This is a genomic window from Streptomyces cyaneofuscatus (genome assembly GCF_000718135.1).
Taxonomy (GTDB): domain Bacteria; phylum Actinomycetota; class Actinomycetes; order Streptomycetales; family Streptomycetaceae; genus Streptomyces; species Streptomyces cyaneofuscatus.
Genome location: NZ_JOEM01000024.1, coordinates 1 through 25,952, shown reverse-complemented (window position 1 = coordinate 25,952; position 25,952 = coordinate 1). Strand labels below are relative to the sequence as shown.

Sequence of the window (25,952 nt, the reverse complement as noted above, 5' to 3'; positions counted from 1 at the left end):
AGCGCCCGGAAAAAACTATTTATCAGGCAGGGTTCCTGATAGTTTACGCGACGCAGTGAGGAGCGGGAGCGCCGGGAAGGGCCCGCACACCGTCGATCCTCAGGGGAGGGCACGACCGCATGACGCACGAACCGACCGCTACGGTCCCCACCGTCTACAGCATGGAGCAGGTGAAACGGGCCAGGGTCGCCGTCGCCGCCGTCTTCGCGGTGCACGGGGCGGTGACCGGGAGCTTTGCGACCCGGGTGCCCTGGATCCAGGACCACGCCGGGGTGAGCGCGGGCCAGCTCGGTCTCGCGCTGGCCTTCCCGGCGATCGGTGCCTCGATCGCGATGCCGCTGGCGGGCCGGATCAGCCACCGCTTCGGCGCCCGGACCGCCCTGCGGGGGCTCCTCGCTCTGTGGACGCTGGCGCTGATCCTGCCCGCGCTGGCGCCGAACCTGCTGACGCTGTGCGCCGTCCTCTTCGTCTACGGGGCCACGGCCGGGATGTCCGATGTGGCGATGAACGCGCTGGGCGTGGAGGTGGAGAACCGTCTCGACAAGTCGATCATGTCGGGGCTGCACGGGATGTGGAGCGTGGGCGCGCTGATCGGTTCCGCGGCCGGCACGGTCGCCGCGCACATCGGCGCCGACGCCCGGCTCCACCACACGCTCGCCGCGCTGATGCTGACGGCGCTGGGGCTGCTCGCCTGCCGCGGCGTGCTGGACCTGCGCAGCGAGCCGGACGAGGAGCCGCCGCCGCGCTTCACCCTGCCGCCGAAGTCGGCGCTGATCATCGGGGCCGTCGGGTTCTGCGCGGTGTTCGCGGAGGGCGCCAGCCTGGACTGGTCGGCGGTCTACCTGCGGGACATCCTGGGCAGCTCGGACGGTGTCGCGGCCGCCTCCACCACGGCCTTCGCCCTGACGATGGCGGTGGCGCGGCTCGCCGGGGACCGGATCGTGGACCGGTTCGGCGCAGTGCGGACCGTACGGGTGGGCGGGGCGCTGGCCACCCTGGGCGGGCTGCTCGTGGTGTTCTCGCCCTCCCCCGCGGCGGCGATGGGCGGCTTCGGGCTGCTGGGGCTGGGCGTGGCGGTCGTGGTGCCGCTGGCCTTCGCCGCCGCCGGCCGCAGCGGGCCGAACCCGAGCCAGGCCATCGCGGGCGTCGCCACCATCACGTACACCTCCAGCCTGATCGCCCCCTCGGCGATCGGTGCGCTGGCGGAGACGACCTCGCTGGTGGTGTCCTTCGGCGTGGTGACCGCGCTGGCGTTCGGCCTGGTGGTGGGGGCCGGGGTGCTGCGGGCGGGCGACCGGAAGGTGACCGGGTCCGGGCCCGGAGCCGGCTCCACGCTGGGCGGTGCGGCGGCGAAGAGCCCGGCCGGGAGCTGAGGCCGCCCCGGCGGCGAGGACCGGCGCCGCACCATTACCATGGCGCTGATCTTTTCCGCAGGTGAACACCGAAGTCCGGATCGCAGACCGGCCGGCACACCGAGCAGACCTTCAGGGAGCAACCATGAGCCTCGGCGTGCGCTGGACCTTGCACGGCGACGGGAAGACCCCCGCGCCCGGGGCGGTGGTCCGCCCCGACGAGCGGCTCTCCTGGCCCCGTACGTTCGGACTCGGCGCCCAGCATGTGGTGGCGATGTTCGGGGCCTCGTTCGTCGCGCCGGTCCTGATGGGGCTCGACCCGAACCTCGCGATCATGATGTCCGGCGTCGCGACCGCGATCTTCCTGCTGGCGACGAAGGGCCGGGTGCCGAGCTATCTCGGCTGCTCGCTCTCCTTCGTCGGCGTCGCGGCGACCATCCGGGCGAGCGGCGGTGACAGGGCGACCATCACGGGTGCGGTGCTGGTGGTCGCCGCCGTCCTGTTCCTGGTGGGCCTCGCGGTGCAGCGGTTCGGCGCGCGGATCATCCACGCGGCGATGCCGCCGGTGGTGACCGGCGCGGTGGTGATGCTGATCGGCTTCAACCTGGCGCCGGTGACCGCGTCCACGTACTGGCCGCAGGACCAGTGGACGGCACTGGCGGTGATGCTCGCCACCGGGCTCGCCGTGGTGTGCCTGCGCGGCTTCCTCTCCCGGATCGCTATCTTCCTCGGGCTGGTCTTCGGCTACGTGCTCTCCTGGGTGCTGGACCTGGTCTTCGGCAAGATCCACTCCCCTGCGGGCGGCGCGGAGGCGGTCGACCACTGGCGCCTCGACCTCTCCGCGGTCGGCAAGGCCGACTGGATCGGCCTGCCGTCCTTCCACGCCCCGGCCTTCGAGTGGTCCGCGATCCTGGTGGCCCTGCCCGTGGTGATCGCGCTGGTCGCGGAGAACGCGGGCCATGTGAAGGCCGTCGGCGAGATGACCGGCGACTCGCTGGACGACAAGCTCGGCACCGCCATCGCGGCGGACGGCGCGGCGTCGATGCTCTCCACCGCCGTGGGCGGCCCGCCCAACACCACGTACTCCGAGAACATCGGCGTGATGGCCGCGACCCGGGTCTACTCCACGGCGGCCTACTGGGCGGCCGCCTGCTTCGCGCTGCTCTTCGGCCTCTGCCCCAAGTTCGGCGCGGTCGTCGCGGCGATCCCGGGCGGGGTGCTCGGCGGCATCACCGTGATCCTGTACGGGATGATCGGCCTGCTCGGCGCCCAGATCTGGCTCAACGGCCGGGTGGACCTGCGTAACCCGCTCAACCTGGTCCCGGCCGCCGCGGGCATCATCATCGGCGTCGGCGGGGTCAACCTGAAGATCACCGACAACTTCGAACTGGGCGGCATCGCGCTCGGCACCCTCGTCGTGATCACCGGCTACCACGTGCTGCGCGCCTTCGCCCCGGCGCATCTGAAGACCGAGGAACCGCTGCTGGACGCGGGCACGTCGACGTACGACGAGAAGCCGGGCCGCCCCGAGGGGCCCTGAGCCGTACGGAGCTCCAGTCGTCGAGGTATTCCGGGAACCCCCTTCTTCCGGCACCGCCGTTCGTCCGTTCCGATGAACCTTCGGCCGGTCGGTGCCGCGCGGGACTCGGGGCTGCCACGCTCCGCACATGGCGCAGATCGAACAGTTCGCGGAACCAGCAGTGCTCGCCCGCACCCACCGATGGCCGCCTGGCGACGGGGTCGGGGTCTTCCACGACGTACGGCAGGCGATGGGATGGACGGCCGCACCCGCCGGCACGCTCGAAGCGCGTCTCGCCGAACGCTACCTCTCGGCCCTCGACGCGGCCGATGCGGGCAGGCGGCCGCCGGAGTGCCGGCGGCCGCTCTTCCGGTACCGCCACCACCCCGGCGTACGCCCGGTGCAGTTCGCACTGGCCGGACTGCATGCGCACATCGCGCACGACCTGGTCCTGGCCGTGGTGGACACCTGCCGTACGCGTGACTGCGAACCGGCCGCGCTGGAAGGGGAGTTCGAGCGGGTGGGCGATCTCCTCGCGTTGCTGGAGGAGCGGATCCACGACGAGCTGATGCCGGGGCCCGATCTGCTCCGGATCGCGGATCCGCTGACCCACCTGGTGAGCACATGGAGCCTGGAGCGGGCCCGTGAGGCCGCCTGGACGGCGGCCCGGGTGCTCCGGCAGCTGCGTGGATTCTCGTCGGCGGCCGAGGAGTTCGCGGAGCAGAACGACGCGGGCGCCGGGCTCGTGGTGCGCTTCCTGCTCACCCCGTGCCGCTGACGCCCGCGTACGTACCGCGCGTTCCGGACGGTCTCCGGATCAGTCCTCCGGGAGCTCCACCGGCGCGATCTCGTCGAAGACGTCGCCGGGGCCGGGGTTCGTCGGGTCGGTCGCCCCGCCGAACTGGTGCATGACGCCCCACACCGCGTTCAGCGCGGTCTGTACGGCGCCCTCGGCCCAGCCGGCCGTCCAGGAGATGTCGTCGCCCGCGAGGAAGAGGCCGCGCTTGTCGGCGGGCAGCCGGTCCTGCATGAAGTGGGTGAACAGCCGCCGCTGGTAGCGGTAGTGGCCGGGCAGGTTCGCCTTGAACGCGCCCATGAAGTACGGCTCGTTCTCCCAGGAGACGGTGACCGGGTTGCCGATGATGTGGCTGCGGATGTCGACGTTCGGGTAGATCTCCCCGAGCGATTTGAGCATGACCTCCATGCGCTCCTGCGGGGAGAGCGGCAGCCACTTCAGGCTGTCGTCGCACCAGGTGTAGGAGAGGCAGATGACGGCGGGCTTGTCCGGGCCGTCGTCCAGGAGGTACGTCCCCCGGGTCATCCGGTCGGTGAGCGTCATCGACATGGTGTCGCGGCCGGTGGTCTCGTCCTTGTCCAGCCAGAACGGCCGGTCCACCGGCACGAACAGCTTGGACGACTCCATGTAGTGGGTGCGCTCCATCGCCGTCCAGTGGTCGATCGGGAAGAGCGCGTCATCGCAGTCGATCTTGGAGAGCACCAGCCAGGACTGGCCGGTGAAGACGGCCGCCCGGAAGGTGCGGATGTCGCCGGTGGCGTCGGTGACCGTGATGCGGTTGCCCGCCGTACGGGTCAGCCGGGTCACGGCGCCGCGCGGCTCGCCGCCGTGCAGGGAGGCCAGCGAGGTGCCCAGCGGCCAGTGGACGATCTTCTGCGGCTCACGGTCCCACAGGCGCAGCGGGAGCTGCTGGCTGCCGCCGACGATGCCGCGGTGGTGGTCGTCGGCCTCGGTGTAGACGACCCGCAGGATTTCCAGGATGGAGTTGGGGAAGTCGGTGTCCCAGCCGCCGGTGCCGAAGCCGACCTGGCCGAAGATCTCGCGGTGCCGGAAGGACTTGAAGGCCTCGGACTCGCAGAGGAAACCGTAGAAGGTCTGGTTGTCGAGCCGCTCGACGAGCTGCGACCAGATCTCCCGGATGCGCGGGACGTCGCGCTCGCGCAGCGCCCGGTTCATGTCGGAGAAGTCGGCGCCCTCCTCCAGACAGGCGCTCCAGGCGTCGGCCACATCGCGGTAGACCTGGGGCAGGTCGTCGATGGTCTCGGCGTAGTGCGACTCGCCCTTGAGGTCGACGACGGTCGAGGGCGTGGCCGGGGAGAGCGGGTTGGGGAAGGCCCGGGTCTCCAGACCGACCAGGTCGATGTAGTGCTGGAGCGCCGTGGAGGACGGCGGGAAGCGCATCGCGCCCATCTCGGCGGTGAGCGAGGGGTCGCAGCCGTCGAAGCCGACGGTGCGCAGCCGGCCGCCGATCTGGTCCGCCTCGTAGACGACGGGCTTGAGGCCCATCTTCATCAGCTCGTACGCGGCGATGAGGCCGGAGAGCCCGCCGCCGATGACGGCGACCTCCTGGCCGTGCTCGGTCGCCGGTATCTGGCCGAGGCCGGCCGGGTGGGCGAGGAAGTCGTCGTACGCGTACGGGAAGTCCGGCCCGAACATGGTGATCGGCGGGGCGGCCGCGTCGGTGTGCTGGACGGCGTTGGGCACCGTGGACGTCATGGGGTACGGACTCCTTGCGCGGTACGGAAGTTCGGGGAGGAGGCGGGCTCAGGCGAGGGAGCCGTAGAGGCCGGGGCGGCGGTCGTTCAGATACGGGTTGGCGGCGCGGGAGGCGGCCAGGAACTCCGGGTCCACCTCACCGATCACCAGTTCCTCGCCGCGGCCGGCGCGGGTGCGCACGGTGCCGTCGGGGCCGGCCAGGCAGCTCAGCCCGACGAACTCGAACTCGCCTTCCGGGCCGGTGCGGTTGACGTACGCCACGTACATCTGGCTCTCGAAGGCCCGTACGGGGATGACGGACTCGGCGACGAACTGGAACGGGTGCATCTGCGCGGTGGGCACCAGCAGCAGGTCGGTGCCGGCCAGCGCGTGCGCCCGGACGTTCTCCGGGAACTCGACGTCGTAGCAGATCAGCAGGCCGATCCGAAGGCCGTCCAGGTCGGCCTGGACCACGGCCTGCTCGCCGGGGGTGAACCACTCCTGCTCGAAGCAGCCGAAGAGGTGGGTCTTGCGGTAGTTGGCCAGCGACGCGCCGTCGGGGCCGATGAGCTGGGAGGCGTTGAAGATCCGCTCGCCGTCGCGCTCCGGGTAGCCGTAGAGGACGGCGATGCCGTGGCGTACGGCGATCTCGGCGACGGCCCGGGCGCCGGGGCCGTCGGCGGGCTCGGCCAGCTCGGGGACGGCGTCACCGATGGCGTACCCGGTGAGGAACAGCTCGGGTGCGACCAGCAGCCGGGCGCCCGACGCGGCGGCGCGCGCGGCGGCCTCGTCCAGCACCTTCAGGTTCTCGGCGACGGCACCGGGCCGGCCGGAGCTCTGGAGCAGGGCGGTACGCAACGGCGGCATGGCTGACCTCGGGCGGTGCGGGCGGGGGTGGGGAGACGTATCGAAGGTACGTGGCCCGGATCGGCCCGGACAAGGCGCGAGTGTTGCGCACCGACCGTCGATTCGTTGCGCGCTCAGGCGCTGAGACGGCGAAACGTTGCGTCCGCCATCACCGCAGGTCAGCGGGGTGATGTGCGCCACCTGTTTCCGGCCGGAGCAGGCCCCGGAACGCCCGGTGACCGCTAGGCCGGCGGGGCCTCCGCCGAGTACCGGCGCAGCAGCGGTGAGAGCACCAGCACCGACTTCGTACGCTCCACGTACGGCTCCCCCGCGATCCGCTCCAGCACCTGCTCGAAGTGGCGCATGTCGGCGGCGAAGACCTGGACCACCGCGTCCGCCTCGCCGGTGACGGTGGAGGCGGCGGCGATCTCCGGATAGCGGGCGAGGCCCTGCCTGATCGCTTCCGGGGAGGTGTTGCGGCTGCAGTAGATCTCGATGAACCCCTCGGTCTCCCAGCCGAGCGCGGCCGGGTCGACGCGCACGGTGAAGCCGGTGATCGCACCTTCGGCGCGGAGCCGGTCGACGCGGCGTTTCACGGCGGGGGCGGAGAGGCCGACGATCGCGCCGATGTCGGCGTAGGAGCGCCGGGCGTCTTCGGCGAGGGCGTGGACGATGCGTTCGTCGAGGTCGTTCAGGCGCACGTCGGGCGGTTCACTTCTCTGCGGTGGGTCTGGCCGGCGGGAGGCGGCGGGTGTGCCGCCTCCCGCAGTAGACCACGGGCCGCCGCCCGGGGCGCGCCCGGTGCGGCGGGGCAGGCCGTCGGAACGGCCGGTGGCGCAGGCTGTCGGAACGGCTGGCGGGGCAGGCAGTCGGAAGAGCTGGCGGGGCAGGCCGTCAGAACGGGAACTGCGAGCGGCCGTGCTGGACGGAGATCCACTTCTGGGTGGTGAAGGCCTCCACCATCGACTCGCCGTTCAGCCGGCCGAGGCCCGAGCTCTTCTCGCCGCCGAAGGGGACGATCGGCTCGTCGTGGACGGTGCCGTCGTTGATGTGGATCATGCCGGTGTGGATGCGCTGCCCGACCCGCACGCCGCGCTCGATGTTGCCGGTGTGGACGGCGCCGCTGAGCCCGTACGGGGTGTCGTTGGCGATACGGACGGCCTCGTCCTCGCCGTCGAAGGGGACGAGCAGGGCGACCGGGCCGAAGATCTCCTGCTGGAGGACGGGCGAGTCGGCGGGGAGGCCGGTCAGTACGGAGGGGCTGACCAGGTTGCCGTCGGCGCGGCCGTGGAGCAGGGCGGTGGCACCGGACTCGACGGTCTCGTCGACGAGCCGGGAGATGGACTCGGCCTGCGAGGAGTTGATCAGCGGGCCGATCTGGGTGGCCGGGTCGGCCGGGTCACCGACGGTGAGCGATGCGACCTTGGCGACGAACTTCTCGGTGAATTCCGCCTCGATCGCCCGGTCGATCAGGATCCGGTTGGCGGCCATGCAGACCTGGCCCTGGTGGACGTAGCGGCTGAAGACCGCGGCGTCGACCGCGTAGTCCACATCGGCGTCGTCCAGCACGATCAGGGCGCTGTTGCCGCCGAGTTCGAGGACGACGCGCTTGAGGTTGGCGGCGCAGACGGTCGCGACGTGCCGGCCGACCTTGTCGGAGCCGGTGAAGGAGATGACCTGCGGTACGGGGTGCTCCAGCAGGGTGTCGCCGATCTCGGCGATGTCGGTGACGACGACGTTGAGGAGCCCGGCGGGCAGGCCCGCGTCCTCGAAGACCTTGGCCAGCAGGGTGCCGCCGCAGATCGGGGTGTTCTGGTGCGGCTTGAGGACGACCGCGTTGCCGAGGGCGAGAGCGGGGGCGACGGACTTGAGGGAGAGCAGGAAGGGGAAGTTGAAGGGGCTGATGACCCCGACGACCCCCACGGGCACCCGGTAGACGCGGTTCTCCTTGCCCTCGGTCGGCGAGGGGAGGATCTGGCCGGCCGGGCGCAGGGCGAGCTGGATGGCCTCGCGCAGGAACTCCTTGGCCAGGTGCAGCTCGAAGCCGGCCTTCAGGTGGGTGCCGCCGAGCTCGGCGACGATGGCCTCGGCGATCTCCGGCTCGCGCTCCTCGACGATCTTCAGCGCCTTCTCCAGGACCGTGCGCCGGGCGTACGGGTTGGTGTCGGCCCACGCCTGCTGGGCATGCTGGGCGGCGCGGTAGGCCTGGTCGACCTCTTCGGCGGTGGCCACGGGGATCGAGGCGAGCTTCTCGCCGTTGAAAGGGTTGAAGTCGATGATGTCCCAGGACCCCTTCCCCGGCCTCCACTCACCGTCGATGTACTGATGGGCCAGGTCAGTGAAAAAGGACATGAGATCCCTTACCGCAGAGAGGCAGGCAGCTGATTGCGCTTCATATTACTTATGTTTCAACAGAGTTGAAGTGGGATACCGACCGCTTCGGAAGGCCGGGTACGACACCGCCCCTCCCGGCGGGAATCACCGGAAGGGGCGGGCGTGTCACTGGTTCTGCGGGATCAACTCCAGCTGGCGTGCAGCGGCTTGCCCTCGGCGTATCCGGCGGCGCTCTGGACGCCGACGACCGCCTTCTCGGCGAACTCCTCCAGGGAGGCCGCTCCCGCGTAGGTGCAGGAGGAGCGGACGCCCGCGATGATCGAGTCGATCAGGTCCTCGACGCCCGGGCGGGTCGGGTCGAGGAACATCCGCGAGGTGGAGATGCCCTCCTCGAAGAGCGCCTTGCGGGCCCGGTCGTAGGCGGACTCGTCCGAGGTTCGATTCTTGACCGCGCGCGCGGAGGCCATCCCGAAGGACTCCTTGTAGTACCGGCCGTCGGCGGACTGCTGGAGGTCGCCGGGCGACTCGTACGTCCCCGCGAACCAGGAGCCGATCATCACGTTGGACGCGCCGGCGGCGAGCGCCATGGCCACATCGCGCGGGTGGCGGACGCCGCCGTCCGCCCAGACGTGCTTGCCGTGCTTCTTCGCCTCGGCGGCGCACTCCAGGACGGCGGAGAACTGCGGCCGGCCGACGCCGGTCATCATCCGGGTGGTGCACATGGCGCCGGGGCCGACGCCGACCTTGATGATGTCGGCGCCCGCCTCGATCAGGTCGCGCACGCCCTCGGCGGCGACGATGTTCCCCGCGACGATCGGGACCTGCGGGTCCAGCGCCCGTACGGCCTTCACCGCGGCGATCATGGACTCCTGGTGGCCGTGGGCGGTGTCCACGACGAGCGTGTCGACGCCAGCGTCCAGGAGCTGCTTGGCCTTGCCCGCCACATCGCCGTTGATGCCGACGGCGGCCGCGATGCGCAGCCGGCCCCGGTCGTCGGTGGCGGGGGTGTAGAGGGTGGCGCGCAGGGCCGCCTTCCGGGTGAGGATGCCGACGAGCCGGCCGTCCTTGTCCACGGCGGGGGCGAGCTTGCGGTTGGCGCCGTCGAGCTTGTTGAAGGCGTCGCGCGGGTCGATGTCCGCGTCCAGGACCACCAGGTCCTTGGACATGACCTCGGAGAGCTGGGTGAAACGGTCGACGCCGGTCAGGTCGTGGTCGGTGACGACGCCGACGGGGCGGCGGTCCTCGTCCACGACGACGCCCGCGCCGTGCGCCCGCTTGGGCAGCAGGGAGAGCGCGTCGGCGACGGTCTGGCCGGGGGCCAGCTCGATCGGGGTGTCCAGGACGAGGTGGCGCGTCTTGACCCAGGTGATGACGTCGGTGACGACCTCGATCGGGATGTCCTGGGGGATGACGACGAGACCGCCGCGGCGGGCGATGGTTTCGGCCATCCGGCGGCCCGCGATGGCGGTCATGTTGGCGACCACGAGCGGGATGGTCGTCCCCGTGCCGTCGGGCGAGGAGAGGTCCACCGCCTGGCGGGATCCGACGGCGGAGCGGCCCGGAACCATGAAGACGTCGTCGTACGTGAGGTCGTACGGAACCACGGAGGAGTCTGTGTAGCGACCGGTGCCCGGCTCAAGAAAGCGCATAACACTCATTTTTTCATACGAAACGGTGCAGGTCGTTTCCACGAAGACACAGCAATAGACCCCCGCGTTCGTCTGTTCCTCCAAAGGGCGCTTGGAGGCCTCCGGGGAGGCGGTCGGGGGGTCCCGGGCAAGTGGAACCTGCCTTACCCACGGACTCTACCCGAACGGGATCCGATTCATTCGTGATCACCATCCCTGGACCCGGTGACAAGGGGTCAGGTAGCTTCAAAGCCGCAGGTCTCGGGGGTGTCCGAGGTGCCGCTCCGGCACATCGGCAGCCCCGGCACACCGTTTGACCGGAGAGGATCCAGATCCGCCTGTGGACAGCGAACTGCCGGACATCTACTGCCCGTTCCCCCAGCGGACGAACCCGCACGTCGGGCACACACGCGGTCACCTGGCCACCTGGATCAGACAGACGGGCCTGGTGCACCGCGAGTCCGCGATGAACCGCTTCGAACAAGCCGATTTCGGCGCGTTCGTCGGCATGGTCTACCCGACGGCCGGACCGGAACACCTCGATCTGGTGGCCGACTGGTTCGTCTGGCTCTTCCTCGTCGACGACCAGCTGGACGACGGCCACCTCGGCCGCTCGCCCGAGCTGGTGCGCGCCGTGGTCGAGCGGATGCGCGCCGTCGTGGAGGGTGCCGCTCCGGGCCCCCTGGGGGGCGAGGAGCTGCCGGCCGCCGTGATCGCCCTGATGGACCTGTGGGAACGTACGACGCCGAACGCGGCACCCCACTGGCGGACCCGGTTCGCCTGGCATCTGATCACCTACCTCACGACGGCCACCACCTGGGAGGCGGGCAACCGCGCCAACGACGTGGTGCCGTCCGAGGAGACGTACATCGCCAAGCGGCGGCACACCGGGGCGATCCACGTCTGCATGGACCTCATAGAGATCGTCACCGGCATCGAGGCTCCGGAGTCGCTCCACAACGACCCCCGGTTCATCACCGCCCTGGAAGCCTCCTGCAACCACGTGTGCTGGGCCAACGACGTCTACTCCTTCGAGAAGGAGCAGGTGCTCGGCGAGATCCACAACCTCGTCCACCTGGTCCGCCACCACCGGGGCCTCGGCGAGCAGCAGGCGCTGGACCATGTCGCGGAGCGGCTGGCGCTGGAGACGGAGCGGTTCCTGACCGCCGAGGACGAGCTGCTGGAGATGTACCCGGAGCTGACCGGCCTGCTGGTGCCCTACCTCGAAGGAATGCGCAGCTGGATGCGCGGGAACCTGGACTGGTCGCGCCAGACCCCGCGCTACAACCCGGCCGACGTGGGCCAGTACGAGGAGCCCCAGGAGTATCTGGAGGAGACCGTGCTGGGCATAGCGCCCGACCACGCGGAGGCCGCGGCGCCGTGCGCGGCGGAGGCGCCGCGGCAGGGCTGAGGCGTTACGTGAGCCGGAGCCGAGGCGTTACGTGAGGAGGCCGGGCACCCCGTGTCAGGGGTGTCCGGCCTCCGTACGTACGTTTCCGCTCCCGGTCACTCACCGTCCGGGTCGGCCCGCTCCAACGCCGGGCGGACCCCGGCCGGCGACTCGGTGAGCAGGTAGTCGGCCGCGGCGGTGTCCGTCACCAGGCTGGTGACCAGGCCCGAGCGCAGTACGGCTCCGATCGCGGCCGCCTTGCGCAGGCCGCCCGCGATCGCCACCACCTCGGGGATCCGGCGCAGCCGGTCCGCCTCCACGGTGATGCAACGCTCGCCCAGGTCGCGGCCGACTCTTCGGCCGTCGGAGTCGAAGAGGTGGGCGGACATCTCGGCGGCGACGCCGAGGGAGGCGTAGTGGGCGCGCTCCTCGTCGGAGAGCATGTCGTGGACGGTGGAGATGCCCGGCTCCCAGGAGCCGATGGAGACCGCGGCGACCGTCACCTTGTCGAAGTACTCGAAGGCGCGGGCGATGCCGGTCTGCTCGCGCAGGGCTGCGGCCGTCGCCGGGTCGGGCAGCAGCATCGGGGCGTAGATCGGGTGGGCCTCGCCGCCGGAGACCTGGGCGGCCCGGCGGACCGCCTCGACGGAGCCGCGCTCGGCGGTGCCCGCGTCGTAGACCCCGGTCAGCTGGACGACCGTGCAAGGCGGGAGCCGGTCCAGCGCCGCCGCCATGTGGATGGTGGAGCGGCCCCAGGCCAGGCCGAGCACATCGCCCTCGGCCACCAGCTCGCCGAGGAGGTCGGCCGCGACCTCGCCGAGGTTCTCCGGGTCGGGGGCGTCGTCCTGCTCCTCGGCCGGGGACTCGACGACGACCGCGTGGCGCAGCCCGTAGCGGGCCCGGAGCGCGTCGGAGCGTTCGGCGTCCAGCTCGGCCGGTACCCGGATCTCGATCCGTACGAGATCACGCTCCAGGGCCGTCTCCAGGACCCGGGCCACCTTGAAGCGGCTGACGCCGAACTCCTCGGCGATCTGGATCTTGGACTTGCCCTCCAGGTAGAACCGGCGGGCCATGGCCGCCGCCTGCACCAGCTCCGCGGGTCCCATCCGCATGGCTGACCGACCCGCCGAGATGCCAGACACCGCGATCTCCTCACTGCTGTTCACACGCCCGATACGCCTTCATCCTGTCAGATCCGGCGATCCTTGATCGGCCCCGTCGGGCCGCGTTCATCTGCCCTTTGTTCAGTGGCCGCATGCCCAGGGCGCGGCGGCCGTGACCGCCTCCGCCTGGGCCCGCAGACCCCGCACCGCGGCCGCCGGATCCTCGGCCCCGTAGACCGCCGAACCCGCGACGAAGACATCGGCGCCTGCCTCGGCGCAGCGCTCGATCGTGGTGGAGGAGACACCGCCGTCGACCTGGAGCCACAGCTCCAGGCCGTGCTTGCCGATCAGCTCCCGGGTGCGGCGGATCTTCGGCAGCATGATGTCCAGGAAGGCCTGGCCGCCGAAGCCCGGCTCGACCGTCATGATCAGCAGCATGTCGAGCTCGGGGAGCAGGTCCTCGTACGGCTCGATGGGCGTCGCGGGCTTGAGCGCCATCGACGCCCGCGCCCCCTTCGCCCGGATCTCGCGCGCCAGGCGCACCGGGGCCGCCGCGGCCTCCACGTGGAAGGTGACCGAGCCGGCGCCCGCCTCCACGTAACTCGGGGCCCAGCGGTCCGGGTCCTCGATCATGAGGTGGCAGTCCAGCGGGGTGTCCGTGGCCTTCCCGAGCGCCTCGACGATCGGCACGCCGAGGGTCAGGTTGGGCACGAAGTGGTTGTCCATCACGTCGACATGGAGCCAGTCCGCGCCTTCGACGGCCTTCGCCTCCTCGGCGAGACGCGCGAAATCGGCGGACAGGATGCTGGGGTTGATCTGCGCCATGCCCCAAGCCTGCCACGTTCCGCGCCGGTTCCCCGCCTCGGCGGTCGCCGAAGGCTCACCCGGCCATCACAGTTTGCACATTCTGCGCATTTTGCCTGCGCTTTGCTTTTACTTTACCTTCCGGGAGGGCCCTGTGACGGGGCGATATTCAGCCGGTCCTGCGCAGCAGAGCGAGATACATGGCGTCCGTCCCGTGCAGATGCGGCCAGAGCTGGACGTCGGGCCCGTCCCCCAGCGCGGGCACCCCCGGCATCAGCGGCCTGGCGTCGACCCACTCGGCCTCCACCGGCTCGCCGCCGCGCCCCTTCAGGACGTCCTCGACGACCACCCGGGTCTCCGCGAGATGCGGCGAGCAGGTCGCGTAGCCGACGAGGCCTCCGACGCGTACGGCCTTCAACGCCTCGCGCAGCAGCCCGCGTTGGAGCGGCGCGAAGCTCTCCAGGTCCTCGGCGCGACGGCGCCAGCGGGCTTCCGGGCGGCGGCGCAGCGCGCCCAGACCGGAGCACGGCACGTCCATCAGGATGCGGTCGAAGGTGCCGGGGAGCCACGGCGGGCGGGTGCCGTCGGCGGTGACCACCTGGTACGGACCCGGGTTGCCGGAGAGCGCCCGCTCGACCAGCCGGGCCCGGTGCGGCTGCTTCTCGGCGGCGAGCAGGGTCGCGCCCCGGTCGGCGGCGAGGGCGGCCAGCAGGGCGGCCTTCCCGCCGGGGCCGGCGCAGCCGTCCAGCCAGCGGGTGTCCCGGCCCTCCACGGGGGCGGCGGCGAGCGCGGCGGCGACCAGCTGGCTACCCTCGTCCTGGACGCCCGCCCGGCCCTCCTGGACGGCCGTGAGCGCGCCGGGCTCGCCGCCCTCGGCCATCCGGACGGCGTACGGGGACCAGCGGCCCGGCAGCGAGTTCTCGTCGCCGAGCGCCTTCTCCAGCTCGTCGGTGGTGGAGCGGCCGGGGCGGGCCACCAGGGTCACCTCGGGCCGCTCGTTGTCGGCCTCCAGCAGGTCCTCGATCCCGGCGCGGCCGCCGCCCAGCGCGTCCCAGAGCGCCGAGACGATCCAGCGCGGGTGCGAGTGGACGATGGAGAGGTGGTCCTCGGCGTCCTCCTCGTACGAGGGCGCGACCTTCTCCACCCAGCCGTCCAGGTCGTGCGCGGTCACCTTGCGCAGCACCGCGTTGACGAACTTCGCCCGCCCCTCGCCCAGCACCACCCGGGCCAGCTCCACACTGGCGGAGACGGCCGCGTGGGTGGGGATGCGGGTGCCGAGCAGCTGGTGGACGCCCATGTTCAGGACGTCCAGGACCGGCGGGTCGACCTCGCGGAGCGGCCGGTCGATGCAGGCCGCCACGATCGCGTCGTACGTGCCCTGGCGGCGCAGCGTCCCGTAGACCAGCTCGGTCGCCAGCGCCGCGTCCCGGGCGTCGAAGTCACCCTTGGCGCGGGCCTTCTTCAGCAGCGGGGGCAGCACGAGGTTGGCGTACGCGTCCCGCTCGTCGACGGCCCGCAGCGCCTCGAAGGCGAGGAACCGGACGGGGTCCTTCTGGGGGCGGCGGTGGGGCTTGGCGGGACGGCGACGCGGCTGGTCGTTCACGTGAAAGGTGCTCCGCAGAGGGTGAGGAAGTCGAACTCTCCCAGCGTACGTCGCCGTCCCCGGGCTCCCGTACGGAAGGTTCTACGCCCTCTCGTACGGAAGGCTCCGCGGCCCTCTCGTTCGGGAGGTTCTACGACCCCAGCAGCTCGCCGTGGACGATGCGGACGCCGCGCGCCCAGTCGGCGGCCTTCATCGGCTTCTTGCCCTGCGGCTGGACCCAGAGCAGCTCGACGGCGTGCGATCCGGTGCCCACGTACACGTTGTTCTTCGCCGCCGAGAGCTCGCCGGGCGCCAGGTCGGTGCGGTCCAGGACGGGCGTCGCCTGGATGAGCTTGAGCCGCTCGCCCCGGAACAGGGTCCAGGCGCCGGGCGCGGGGGTACAGCCGCGCACCACGCGGTCGACGCGGAGGGCGGGGGCCGACCAGATGATCTGGGCGTCCTCGACGGTGATCTTCGGGGCCAGGGTGACGCCGTCGTGGGGCTGCGGCACGGCGTGCAGGGTGCCGTCCTCGATGCCGTCCATGGTGGCCGCGAGCAGCCCGGCACCGGCGAAGGCGAGCCGGGTGAGCAGGTCGCCGCTGGTGTCGGTGGGGCGGATCTCCTCGGTGAGGACCCCGTACACCGGGCCGGAGTCGAGCCCCTCCTCGATCAGGAAGGTCGAGGCACCGGTCACCTCGTCCCCGGCCATCACCGAGTGCTGTACGGGGGCGGCGCCCCGCCAGGCGGGCAGCAGCGAGAAGTGGAGGTTGACCCAGCCGCGGGCGGGCACGTCCAGGGCCACCTTGGGCAGCAGGGCCCCGTAGGCGACGACCGGGCAGCAGTCCGGGGCGATCTCGCGCAGCCGGGCGAGGAACTCCTCGTCCCGGGGCTTCGCCGGCTTGAGGACCTCGATCCCGGCCTCCGCCGCCCGCTCGGCCACCGGACTGGCCACCAGCCGGCGGCCGCGCCCGGCGGGGGCGTCGGGACGGGTCACGACGGCGGCCACCTCATGGCGGTCGGAGGCGATCAGGGCGTCCAGGGCGGGGACGGCGACCTCGGGGGTACCGGCGAAGACGAGCTTCATGGGTGGCTGACTGCCTCTCGGGCCAAGACGTACGGTGACGAGCAGCACACCAGTCTAGGGTGCCCGGCCGATCACGGCCCGGCCGCTCCCTTGCGCGGGAACGGTTACCCCTCTGCGCGGGAGCGGCGTTTCCTTTGCGCAGGGGCGGCGACCAGGGGGCGCACGTGCGCCGCGCACGCCCCGTGCATATGCACATACGCCCCGATAGCGTGACCACATACCCGGCTCCGGCGTTGGTCAAAGGAGATTGACCGAAGCGGGCCGCCCCGATGCGGCCCGATCCCTTTCAACGCCGGTTCGAGAGGCTTCTTCATGGCCGACCACGCAACCCACGACGCCCAAGCGCGGGCCAGCCTGCATCTCCTGGTGCGGGACATCGAGCGGGTCCGGCGGCAGGTGGACGCGCTGCGCACACTCACCGCCCAACTGGGCAACGTCTACCGCCCGCGCCGCTCCGGCCCCTCCGCGGGCTTCGTCGTCTACGGCAGGGCCCCGGCCCCCACCGTCCGCCTCGCCCAGGAGCTGCGGGACAGCGTCGAGACCCTGGTCACCGCGGCGGTGGACTTCGACCGCTCGCTCGGCTTCTCCTGGGACGCGGTGGGCTCCGCCCTGGGCGTCACCAAGCAGGCGGTGCACCGCCGTTACGGAACGCGCCGGGCCACCGCGCAGTCAGCAGCCACCGAGACGAGCACCGAGACCGCAGCGGCGCCCCGCCCGGTCTCCGTGGGACCCGGCCTGCCGGGGTCGCCTTCCGGCGGCGTCGGCTCCCCGGTGCCCTCCGTGCCCGCGGCCCGCTCGATGCCGCCGCAGCCGTCGGCGGGCCAGCAGCCGGTCCGTGAGGAGCTGCGCCCCGGGGCGTTCCCCGGCCCGCGCAACGGCTGACCGCAGGGTCGTACGTACGTGACCGGAGCGGCGGTCTCCCCGGCCCGCCGCCCCTCGCTCCCGCAGCGCACTCACCCGATGTCGGGCGGATCGATCCTGATCCGCACCTGGTCTCCCCCGCCCTTGGCCGTACGCGCCGCCTGTGCCGTCTTCAGCGCACCCGCGAGCGCCGCCCCGCGCCCGGGCACCACCCGGATCAGCATGCGCTCCCAGCTCTCGCCGGGCGGCGCGTCCGAGGGCCTGCGCGGGCGCCCCGGCTCGGCCGACGGGACCGGCACCGGCCCCAGCAGCTCGGCCTCCGGCGGCAGATCGGCAGCCGCCAGGAAGGACGTCAGGGCCTCGGCGGGGCCGGTCACCGACGCCATCCGGGAGACCGGCGGGAAGCGCAGCTCGGCCCGGTCCGCCAGCTCACGGCGGGCGAAGCCGGCCGGATCCCAGCGGACCAGCGCCTGCACCGGGCGCAGCGTCGGCTCGGCGACGATCACCACCGTGCCGCCCTCGTCCTGTCCGCGTACGAGTGCCCCCGCCGCCGTCCACCGGCGCAGCGCCTCCTCCCCCGCCCGCAGATCGGGCCGGCCGAGCATGGCCCAGCCGTCCAGGAGCAGCGCCGCCGCGTAGCCGCCCTCGGCGACGGGCTCGGCGCCGGGCGTGGAGACGACCAGCGCGGGGGCGGCCGGCACCGCGTCGAGGATGTGGTCGCGCCCCGACGTACGGACGGGCACGGCGGGAAAGGCCCGGCCCAGCTCCTCGGCGGTGCGGCGGGCGCCGACGATCTGGGCGCGCAGCCGGTTCGAGCCGCACTCCGCGCACTGCCAGGCCCGCGCGGCCTGCCCGCACCAGGCGCAGTTCAGGTCCTGCTGGTCCGGGGCCTCCAAGGGGCCAGCGCAGTGGCGGCAGCGGGCGGGGGTGCGGCAGCGCTCGCAGGCGAGGCGGGGGGCGTAACCCCTCCGGGGCACCTGGACCAGGACCGGGCCGCTGCGCAGGCCGTCGCGCACGGTCTGCCAGGCGAGGCTGGGCAGCCGGGCGGAGCGGGCGGCGCCGTCCCGGGCCAGCTCGCCGTCCCCGACCGTACGGATCAGGGGCGCGGCCCGCCGCAGCTGCTCCCGGTCCGCGATCAGGGGCAGCGCCCAGCCGCTCTCCACGAGCTGGGCGGCCTCCACCGTGCAGCTCGTGGAGCCGAGCAGGAATCCGCACCGGCCCTGGGCGGCCCGCAGCTCCAGGACCTCGCGGACGTGCGGGAAGGGCGCGTTGGTGTCGCTGTGGCTGGAGTCCCCGTCGTCCCAGACGGCGACCAGGCCGAGGTCCCGGACGGGGGCGAACATGGCGGCGCGGGTCCCGACGACCGCCCGCACCGAGCCCCGGCGCACCGCGAGCCACTGGCGGTAGCGCTTCTCGGGGCCGGAGTCGGCGGTGAGCAGGGCGTGCCGGCCCGCACCGAGCACCTCGGTCAGGGCGGCGTCGATCCGTCCGGCGACCCGCCCGTCCGGGACGACGACGAGCGCGCCGCGCCCGGAGGAGAGCGTGGCCGCGACGGCTCGGGCGATCTCGGCGGGCCAGTGCGGTCCGGGGAGGGCTGTCCAGACGGCTCGGGGCGCGCCGCCCTCGGCCAGGGCGCGGAGGAAGGCGGGACCCTGTCCGTACCGCTCCCAGGTGCCCGGCTCCGGGGGCGGGGGCGGCGGCAGGGGCTCCGGGGAGGGCTTGGACTCGGCGCGGCCGTTGCGCGGCGGGACGGCGAGCTGGAGGACGTCGGCGAGGCTGCCCGCGTACCGGTCGGCCACCGCGCGGGAGAGGGCGAGCAGCTCGGGCCCGAGGACCGGCTCCGGGGAGACCACATAGGCGAGGGCGGCCAGCGTGCCCTGGTAGTCGGACTCGGCGCGGCGCTCGACGATGAACCCGTCGATCAGGCCGCCGCCCTCGCGCCGCCCGCCCTGGACGTTGTGGCGGCCGGCGCCGAACCGCACCCGTACACGCACGCCCGGCTGGGCGTCGGCGTCCAGCTCCTCGGGGACCGCGTAGTCGAAGAACTGGTCGAGGTGGAGGACGCCCTTGTTGACCAGCACCCGGGCCACGGGCAGCTCCTTGGCAAGCGCGGCGCCGCGCCAGGTGCGCGGCTTGGCGCGGGGCACCTTGGCCTGGCGCACGGTCTCCCGGATCAGCGCAAGCTGCTCCGGCGCCCCGGGCCCGGGCTCGGCCGCCCCGGCTCCCGGATCGGCGGACTGCTCGTTCTCGCTGCTCACAGCCAAATTCCTACCAGACGGCACTGACAGCGTCGGCCCCGCACAGAGCACACAAGGCGGCAGAGCGGCGGGGCCCGGCCACCGCGTTCGGTGTCCGGGCCCCGCTGTCGTGCACTGTTCTGCTAGAGACCGGCGGCGGCGCGCAGCGCGTCCACGCGGTCGGTGCGCTCCCAGGTGAAGTCGGGGAGCTCGCGGCCGAAGTGCCCGTACGCGGCGGTCTGGGCGTAGATCGGGCGGAGCAGGTCGAGGTCGCGGATGATCGCGGCCGGGCGGAGGTCGAAGACCTCACCGATCGCGTTCTCGATCTTCTCCGTGTCCACGGCGGCGGTGCCGAAGGTCTCGACGAAGAGACCGACCGGCTCAGCCTTGCCGATCGCGTAGGCGACCTGGACCTCGCAGCGGGTGGCGAGCCCGGCGGCCACCACGTTCTTGGCGACCCAGCGCATCGCGTACGCCGCCGAGCGGTCGACCTTGGACGGGTCCTTGCCCGAGAAGGCGCCGCCACCGTGGCGGGCCATGCCGCCGTAGGTGTCGATGATGATCTTGCGGCCGGTGAGGCCGGCGTCGCCCATGGGGCCGCCGATCTCGAAGCGGCCGGTCGGGTTCACCAGGAGGCGGTAGCCCTCGGTGTCCAGCTTGATGCCGTCCTCGACGAGCTGCGCGAGCACGTGCTCGACGACGAACTCGCGGATGTCGGGCGCGAGCAGCGAGTCCAGGTCGATGTCGCTGGCGTGCTGCGAGGAGACGACCACGGTGTCCAGGCGGACCGCCTTGTCACCGTCGTACTCGATGGTGACCTGGGTCTTGCCGTCGGGCCGGAGGTAGGGGATGGTCCCGTTCTTCCGCACCTCGGACAGGCGCCGCGAGAGGCGGTGCGCGATGTGGATCGGGAGCGGCATGAGCTCCGGGGTCTCGTCGCAGGCGTACCCGAACATCAGGCCCTGGTCGCCCGCGCCCTGCTTGTCGAGCTCGTCCTCATCGCCCTCGACCCGCTTCTCGTACGCGGTGTCGACACCCTGCGCGATGTCCGGCGACTGCGCGCCGATGGAGACCGAGACGCCACAGGAGGCACCGTCGAAGCCCTTTTTGGAGGAGTCGTAGCCGATCTCCAGCACCTTGTTGCGCACGAGGTTGGGGATGTCGGCGTAGGCCTTGGTCGTGACCTCGCCCGCGACATGCACCAGACCGGTGGTGATCAAGGTCTCGACGGCGACGCGCGAGGCGGGGTCGTCGCGCAGGAGCGCGTCGAGAATCGTGTCGCTGATCTGGTCAGCGATCTTGTCGGGGTGACCCTCGGTGACAGATTCCGAGGTGAAGAGACGGCGGGACACATCGCTCCCTGGGGTTGCAGCGGCTGCTGGCTGATCATGGGTGGCACGGCCGAGAGCTGCGCTCGGTACGTACCGTCGACCAGTTTATCGGTCACGCCCGGCGGCCGGGGCAGCTGTCTCGCCCTTTGGAGCGCGACAGCCCGTGACACGGCGGACACCTGAAGGATAATCCACCGTTCCGGACGGTGGTTACATCCCGTTATGAACCACTCTGGCTCGGCCAGAGGGTTGATTGTCACATCTGTGGGAACCTTCCCGAAACCAGATCCCAGACCGTGTCGGCGAGTGCTTCCTTGGGTCCGTACGGCACGGGGGTCTCCGTTCCGTCGGCGGAGAGGACGACCGCCTCGTTCTCCTCGGAGCCGAAGGTCTTGCGCTCCCCCACCTCGTTGACCACGAGCAGATCGCACCCCTTGCGGCGGAGCTTGGCCCGGCCGTTGGCGAGGACGTCGTCGGTCTCGGCGGCGAAACCCACCACGAGCTGCCCCGGCCGGGCCCGCTCGGCGGCGACCTCGGCGAGGATGTCGGGGTTGCGGACGAGGGGGACGACGGGCGCCTCCTCGCCGTCCTTCTTCTTGATCTTCCCGGTGGCGTACTCGGCGGGCCGGAAGTCGGCCACGGCCGCCGCCATCACCACGACGTCCGCGTCGGCGGCCGCCTTCAGGACGGCCTCCCGGAGCTGGACCGCCGTACCGATCCGTACGACGTCGGCGCCGGCCGGGTCGGGCAGCCCTGTGTTGGCCTCGATCAGGGTGACGCGAGCGCCCCGGGCCACAGCGGTGCGCGCCAGCGCGTACCCCTGCTTGCCGGAGGACCGGTTGCCGAGGTAGCGCACCGGGTCCAGGGGCTCGCGGGTGCCGCCCGCGCTGATCACCACATGGCGGCCCGCGAGGTCGGGTTCGGCGACTCCGCGCGCCAGCACCCGGCGGCAGACCTCGAAGATCTCACCCGGGTCGGGCAGCCGGCCCTTGCCGGTGTCGACGCCGGTGAGCCGCCCCACGGCGGGCTCGATGACGACCGCTCCCCGGCGGCGCAGAGTGGCGACGTTCTCCTGGGTGGCCGGGTGCTCCCACATCTCGGTGTGCATGGCGGGGGCGAAGACCACCGGACAGCGGGCGGTCAGGAGGGTGTTGGTGAGCAGGTCGTCGGCGAGCCCGTGGGCGGCCTTGGCCAGCATGTCGGCGGTGGCCGGAGCGACGACGACGAGGTCCGCGCCCTGCCCGATCCGTACGTGCGGCACCTCGTGGACGTCGTCCCAGACCTGGTCGGAGACCGGGTGACCGGAGAGCGCGGACCAGGTGGCGGCGCCGACGAAGTGCAGCGACGAGGCGGTCGGGACGACCCGTACATCGTGCCCGGACTCGGTCAGCCGGCGCAGCAGCTCGCACGCCTTGTAGGCGGCGATGCCACCGCTGACCCCCAGGACGACCTTCGGCTTGTCCACTGCGTCTCCCCGCACTCGGCAACGTAAGAACGTAGCTCCCATGCTGCCTCACCGCGCGCAGCCTGTTCCCACCCGGTCCCGGACACACCTCAGGCCCGGCGGACGGGCCGCCGGGCCTGATGGGGGTGCTGAGGTGCTGTCCTGCTACTGCGCGGGGCCCTCGATGGGCTCCGAGGTCAGCAGGCCCGCGTTGATCTCGCGGAGCGCGATCGAGAGCGGCTTCTCGTGCACGTGGGTGTCGACGAGCGGACCGACGTACTCGAGGAGACCTTCGCCGAGCTGCGAGTAGTACGCGTTGATCTGGCGCGCACGCTTGGCGGCGTAGATCACCAGGCTGTACTTCGAGTCGGTGGCCTCGAGGAGCTCATCAATCGGCGGGTTGATGATGCCCTCGGGCGTGGTGATGGAAGAGGACACTCTCTGCCTTCCGAAGGGGGTGTAGATCAAAGATCCGAGAGATCTGAGCGATCGCAGAGATCTAGGCCTGAAGCATCAAGGCTAGCAGCTCGCGGGCGACGTCCTCGACGGAGGTGTTGACGAGCGTCGTGTCGAACTCGGCCTCGGCGGCCAGTTCGACCTTCGCGGCGGTGAGCCTGCGCTCGATCACATCGGGCGCCTCGGTGCCCCGGCCGGTGAGCCGGCGCACCAGCTCCTCCCAGCTCGGCGGGGCCAGGAAGACCAGGCGCGCGTCGTCCATCGACTGGCGGACCAGCCGGGCTCCCTGGAGGTCGATCTCCAGCAGGACCGGCTCGCCCGCCTCCAGGCGGTCGAGCACGGCCCTGCGCGGCGTGCCGTAACGGTTGCCCGCGAACTCGGCCCACTCCAGCAGCTCACCGTTGGCGACGAGCTTGTCGAACTCCTCGTCGTCGACGAAGAAGTAGTGCACACCGTTGCGCTCCCCGGGGCGGGGCTTACGGGTCGTCGCCGACACGGAGAGCCAGACCTCGGGGTGCACGGTGCGCATATGAGCGACGACCGTGCTCTTGCCGACCCCTGAGGGGCCGGAGAGCACGGTCAGCCGCGGACGTTCGTCCGGGGGTACGGGGGACGTCCCCCGGGATGTTGCAGCCATGGAGCGATTATCCAGGTTCTCAGGGGTGCCTGAGAACCTCGGGCGGAACGTCAGGCGGCGCTGCCGCCGAACTCGCGCTCCAGGGACGCGATCTGGTTGGAGCCGAGACCTCGGACGCGGCGGCTTTCGGAGATGCCGAGACGCTCCATGATCTGCTTGGCACGGACCTTGCCGACGCCGGGCAGCGACTCCAGCAGGGCGGAGACCTTCATCTTCCCGATGACGTCGTTCTCCTGGCCCTGCTTGATGACCTCGTGGAGGGAGGCGCCGGAGTGCTTGAGTCGATTCTTGACCTCGGCCCGCTCCCGGCGAGCCGCGGCGGCCTTTTCGAGCGCGGCTGCGCGCTGTTCAGGGGTAAGGGGCGGAAGAGCCACGCCTACGTCACCTCGGATGTCGATCTGTCGGATACGGACCGGTGGGGAAGCTGGACGCCCTCCACCAGGTGAGCGACGGACACACTGTGCCCGGCTGCTCTCGACGGAGACTAGCGGCCAGGGCCGCTGTAGTCAGCGAGAACAGACGAAAAGTCCTGGTCAGCCTTGGCCGACCAGGACATTTGCCGCATAACCACCGGGTTTCCGGTCAGTAATTCGTCAACAGCCTGTAAACGTGCCAGGGTCAACTGCCGGAGACGGCACTGCGGACCTCGTCCGCGAACCGTCCGGCCGCTTCGCGCAGCCCTGACGCGTCCGGACCGTGGCGCAGCACGCCCCGGCTCACGCTCGGCACCACATTGCCGACCGCGTCGCCGAACACCGCCGGAAGATCCGCCGGGGTCGCCCCCTGGGCACCGATGCCGGGTGCGAGGAGCGGTCCGTTGATCGCCAGGTTCACCCCCGCGTCGCCGAGCGTCGCCCCGACCACCGCACCGACCGAGCCGAGCGGGGCCGCGCCCTCGTTCTCCGCCGCCATGTGGTCCAGCATCAGCTGGGCCAGCGAGCGGCCGTCGGCGGCGGTGGCGCGCTGGACCTCGGCGCCCTCCGGGTTGGAGGTGAGGGCCAGGACGAAGACGCCGGCGCCGGAGAGGGCGGCCGCGTCCAGGGCCGGGCGCAGCGAGCCGAACCCGAGGTACGGGGAGACCGTGACCGCGTCGGAGAAGAGCGGGGAGTCCTTGTCCAGGTAGGTCGCCGCGTAGGCGCCCATCGTGGAGCCGATGTCGCCGCGCTTGGCGTCCATCAGGACCAGCGCCCCGGCGGCCCGGGCCTCCTCGACGGCCTTCTCCAGTACGGCGATGCCGCGCGAGCCGAACCGTTCGAAGAACGCCGACTGCGGCTTGAGGACGGCGACCCGGTCGGCCAGCGCCTCCACGACGGTCCGGGTGAAGCGCTCAAGACCCGCGATGTCGTCGCTCAGCCCCCAGGAGGTCAGCAGGGAGGCGTGCGGGTCGATGCCGACGCAGAGCGGCCCCCGGGTGTCCATGGCGTGGCGCAGCCGCGCGCCGAAGGGTTCGAGGGTCACAGGGCGGCCTTCTTCCGGGTCTCGGCGCCGACGGCCTCGGCGAGGGTGGCGTAGGGGGATGCGGCGAGCCGGGCGGCGAGGCCCTTATGAATGGCCCGGGCGTAGAAAGGACCCTCGTAGATGAAGGCGCTGTAGCCCTGTACGAGGGTGGCACCGGCCAGGATGCGCTGCCAGGCGTCCTCGGCGCTCTCGACGCCCCCGACACCCACCAGGGTGATCCGGGTCCCCACACGGGCGTACAGGCGGCTCAGGACCTCCAGGGAGCGCTCCTTGAGGGGTGCGCCGGAGAGCCCGCCGGTCTCGGCCACCAGGGCGGGGTCGGACTTCAGGCCGAGCCCTTCGCGGGCGATGGTGGTGTTGGTGGCGATGATCCCGTCGAGCCCCAGCTCCACGGCGAGGTCGGCGACCGCGTCCACGTCCTCGTCCGCGAGGTCCGGCGCGATCTTGACGAGCAGCGGCACGCGGCGGGAGGTGACGGTACGGTCGGCGGCCTCGCGGACGGCGGTCAGCAGGGGCCGCAGGGACTCGGTGGCCTGGAGGTTGCGAAGACCCGGGGTGTTGGGCGAGGAGACGTTGACGACCAGGTAGTCCGCGTGGGCGGCCAGCCGCTCGGTGGACTTCACGTAGTCGGCGGCGGCCTCGGCCTCCGGCACGACCTTGGTCTTGCCGATGTTGACGCCGACCGTGGTGCGGAAGACCGGGTTACGGGAGGCGAGACGGGCGGCGACGGCGGATGAGCCCTCGTTGTTGAAGCCCATGCGGTTGATCAGCGCACGGTCCGCTACGAGGCGGAAGAGGCGCTGCTTGGGGTTGCCGGGCTGCGGTTCGCCGGTGACGGTGCCGATCTCGATGTGGTCGAAGCCGAGCATCGCCATGCCGTCGATCGCGACGGCGTTCTTGTCGAAGCCGGCGGCGAGCCCGAAGGGGCCGTGCATCCGGAGGCCGAGCGCCTCGGTGCGCAGCTCCTTGTAGCGGGGCGCGAGGGCGGCGGCGACGAAGGTGCGCAGGACGGGGATGCGGGCGGCGAGGCGGATCCAGCGGAAGGCGGTGTAGTGGGCCTGCTCGGGGTCCATCCGCTTGAAGACCAGCCGGAAGAAGAACTTGTACATGGAGTGGTGTCCTCAGGCGGCGGTACGGATCTCGTACCCGTCGAGCCGGCCACCGGTGCCGTAGGGGGTGTTGACGATGAGATCGACCTGCCCGTCATGGATGAGCTGGACGATGGTCTTCTCCCCGTTGGGGCCTTCGCCTTCGGACTGCTTGCGGACGATCGTGGCGTTGATCCCGTTGCGCTTGAGGACCTCGGCGGTGCCGGAGGTGGCCATCAGCTCGAACCCGTGGGCGACGAGCTCACGGGCCGGGAAGATCATCGACCGCTTGTCCCGGTTCGCGACC

General features: G+C 71.7%; 22 protein-coding genes and 1 pseudogene. 5 read left to right on the top strand and 18 right to left on the bottom strand.

The window, feature by feature from the left end; all coding sequences use genetic code 11:
• Positions 1–119 precede the first annotated feature (119 nt).
• From IF17_RS0130870 to IF17_RS0130860, 3 genes are all read left to right on the top strand, one after another.
• Positions 120–1,373 (top strand): MFS transporter, encoded by a 1,254-nt coding sequence (locus IF17_RS0130870; RefSeq protein WP_030573056.1) that lies wholly within the window; start codon positions 120–122, stop codon positions 1,371–1,373.
• Positions 1,374–1,497: 124 nt separating this feature from the next.
• Positions 1,498–2,892: a uracil-xanthine permease family protein gene (locus IF17_RS0130865; protein ID WP_030573053.1), complete on the top strand. Its 1,395-nt coding sequence runs from the start codon at positions 1,498–1,500 to the stop codon at positions 2,890–2,892.
• A 127-nt stretch (positions 2,893–3,019) separates the two neighbouring features.
• The gene (locus IF17_RS0130860) at positions 3,020–3,649 is read left to right on the top strand and encodes a DUF5995 family protein (protein ID WP_030573050.1); all 630 of its coding nucleotides are present in this window, start codon (positions 3,020–3,022) and stop codon (positions 3,647–3,649) included.
• Positions 3,650–3,688: 39 nt separating this feature from the next.
• On the opposite strand, the gene IF17_RS0130855 is transcribed toward IF17_RS0130860, so the two are convergent.
• The 5 genes from IF17_RS0130855 to IF17_RS0130835 form a co-directional block, all read right to left on the bottom strand.
• Positions 3,689–5,383: a flavin monoamine oxidase family protein gene (locus IF17_RS0130855; RefSeq protein ID WP_030573047.1), complete on the bottom strand. Its 1,695-nt coding sequence runs from the start codon at positions 5,381–5,383 to the stop codon at positions 3,689–3,691.
• A 48-nt stretch (positions 5,384–5,431) separates the two neighbouring features.
• Positions 5,432–6,229, bottom strand: a complete 798-nt coding sequence (locus tag IF17_RS0130850) for a carbon-nitrogen hydrolase family protein (protein WP_030573044.1) — start codon at positions 6,227–6,229, stop codon at positions 5,432–5,434.
• A gap of 221 nt (positions 6,230–6,450) precedes the next feature.
• Positions 6,451–6,909 carry an Lrp/AsnC family transcriptional regulator gene (locus IF17_RS0130845; RefSeq protein ID WP_030573041.1) on the bottom strand — a complete coding sequence of 153 codons (459 nt, stop codon included), beginning with the start codon at positions 6,907–6,909 and terminating at the stop codon, positions 6,451–6,453.
• A 193-nt stretch (positions 6,910–7,102) separates the two neighbouring features.
• On the bottom strand, positions 7,103–8,560 hold the full coding sequence (locus IF17_RS0130840; protein ID WP_030573038.1) for an aldehyde dehydrogenase family protein: 1,458 nt from the start codon (positions 8,558–8,560) through the stop codon (positions 7,103–7,105).
• A gap of 164 nt (positions 8,561–8,724) precedes the next feature.
• A complete protein-coding gene (locus IF17_RS0130835) occupies positions 8,725–10,191 on the bottom strand; it encodes a GuaB1 family IMP dehydrogenase-related protein (RefSeq protein WP_030573035.1) in 1,467 nt (488 codons plus the stop codon).
• Positions 10,192–10,510: 319 nt separating this feature from the next.
• Here IF17_RS0130835 and IF17_RS0130830 point away from each other — a divergent pair, with 319 nt between their 5' ends.
• Positions 10,511–11,581, top strand: coding sequence for a terpene synthase family protein (locus IF17_RS0130830; RefSeq protein WP_030573033.1), 1,071 nt, complete (start codon positions 10,511–10,513; stop codon positions 11,579–11,581).
• Between the two features lie 95 nt (positions 11,582–11,676).
• On the opposite strand, the gene IF17_RS0130825 is transcribed toward IF17_RS0130830, so the two are convergent.
• The 4 genes from IF17_RS0130825 to fmt all read right to left on the bottom strand — a co-directional run bounded on the left by IF17_RS0130825 (position 11,677) and on the right by fmt (position 16,133).
• Positions 11,677–12,672 (bottom strand): sugar-binding transcriptional regulator, encoded by a 996-nt coding sequence (locus IF17_RS0130825; protein WP_030573030.1) that lies wholly within the window; start codon positions 12,670–12,672, stop codon positions 11,677–11,679.
• A gap of 132 nt (positions 12,673–12,804) precedes the next feature.
• Positions 12,805–13,488: a ribulose-phosphate 3-epimerase gene (gene rpe, locus IF17_RS0130820; RefSeq protein WP_030573027.1), complete on the bottom strand. Its 684-nt coding sequence runs from the start codon at positions 13,486–13,488 to the stop codon at positions 12,805–12,807.
• A 148-nt stretch (positions 13,489–13,636) separates the two neighbouring features.
• Entirely contained in the window at positions 13,637–15,070 is a 1,434-nt protein-coding gene (locus tag IF17_RS0130815) for an RsmB/NOP family class I SAM-dependent RNA methyltransferase (RefSeq protein ID WP_030573023.1), read from the bottom strand.
• 130 nt (positions 15,071–15,200) lie between these two features.
• Entirely contained in the window at positions 15,201–16,133 is a 933-nt protein-coding gene (gene fmt, locus IF17_RS0130810) for a methionyl-tRNA formyltransferase (RefSeq protein WP_030573020.1), read from the bottom strand.
• A gap of 312 nt (positions 16,134–16,445) precedes the next feature.
• On the opposite strand from fmt, the gene IF17_RS0130805 reads away from it, so the two are divergent.
• The gene (locus IF17_RS0130805) at positions 16,446–17,015 is read left to right on the top strand and encodes a hypothetical protein (protein WP_030573017.1); all 570 of its coding nucleotides are present in this window, start codon (positions 16,446–16,448) and stop codon (positions 17,013–17,015) included.
• A gap of 71 nt (positions 17,016–17,086) precedes the next feature.
• Here IF17_RS0130805 and IF17_RS0130800 read toward each other — a convergent pair whose 3' ends face one another.
• From IF17_RS0130800 to IF17_RS01000000136765, 9 genes and pseudogenes are all read right to left on the bottom strand, one after another.
• Positions 17,087–19,252, bottom strand: a complete 2,166-nt coding sequence (locus tag IF17_RS0130800) for a primosomal protein N' (protein ID WP_030573015.1) — start codon at positions 19,250–19,252, stop codon at positions 17,087–17,089.
• A gap of 122 nt (positions 19,253–19,374) precedes the next feature.
• Positions 19,375–20,583: a methionine adenosyltransferase gene (gene metK / locus IF17_RS0130795; RefSeq protein WP_030573012.1), complete on the bottom strand. Its 1,209-nt coding sequence runs from the start codon at positions 20,581–20,583 to the stop codon at positions 19,375–19,377.
• A gap of 235 nt (positions 20,584–20,818) precedes the next feature.
• Positions 20,819–22,027, bottom strand: coding sequence for a bifunctional phosphopantothenoylcysteine decarboxylase/phosphopantothenate--cysteine ligase CoaBC (gene coaBC, locus IF17_RS0130790; protein WP_030573010.1), 1,209 nt, complete (start codon positions 22,025–22,027; stop codon positions 20,819–20,821).
• A gap of 144 nt (positions 22,028–22,171) precedes the next feature.
• Positions 22,172–22,444, bottom strand: a complete 273-nt coding sequence (gene rpoZ / locus IF17_RS0130785; protein ID WP_015607348.1) for a DNA-directed RNA polymerase subunit omega — start codon at positions 22,442–22,444, stop codon at positions 22,172–22,174.
• 61 nt (positions 22,445–22,505) lie between these two features.
• Entirely contained in the window at positions 22,506–23,099 is a 594-nt protein-coding gene (gmk, locus tag IF17_RS0130780; protein WP_030573008.1) for a guanylate kinase, read from the bottom strand.
• A gap of 50 nt (positions 23,100–23,149) precedes the next feature.
• Positions 23,150–23,473, bottom strand: coding sequence for an integration host factor (locus tag IF17_RS0130775; RefSeq protein WP_014157387.1), 324 nt, complete (start codon positions 23,471–23,473; stop codon positions 23,150–23,152).
• Between the two features lie 244 nt (positions 23,474–23,717).
• Positions 23,718–24,557 carry an orotidine-5'-phosphate decarboxylase gene (gene pyrF / locus IF17_RS0130770; protein ID WP_030573003.1) on the bottom strand — a complete coding sequence of 280 codons (840 nt, stop codon included), beginning with the start codon at positions 24,555–24,557 and terminating at the stop codon, positions 23,718–23,720.
• Positions 24,554–25,666, bottom strand: coding sequence for a quinone-dependent dihydroorotate dehydrogenase (locus tag IF17_RS0130765; protein WP_030573000.1), 1,113 nt, complete (start codon positions 25,664–25,666; stop codon positions 24,554–24,556). The genes pyrF and IF17_RS0130765 overlap by 4 nt, the downstream gene beginning before the upstream one ends.
• A 15-nt stretch (positions 25,667–25,681) precedes the next feature.
• Positions 25,682–25,952 (bottom strand): annotated as a pseudogene (locus tag IF17_RS01000000136765) (hypothetical protein); the annotation flags it as partial.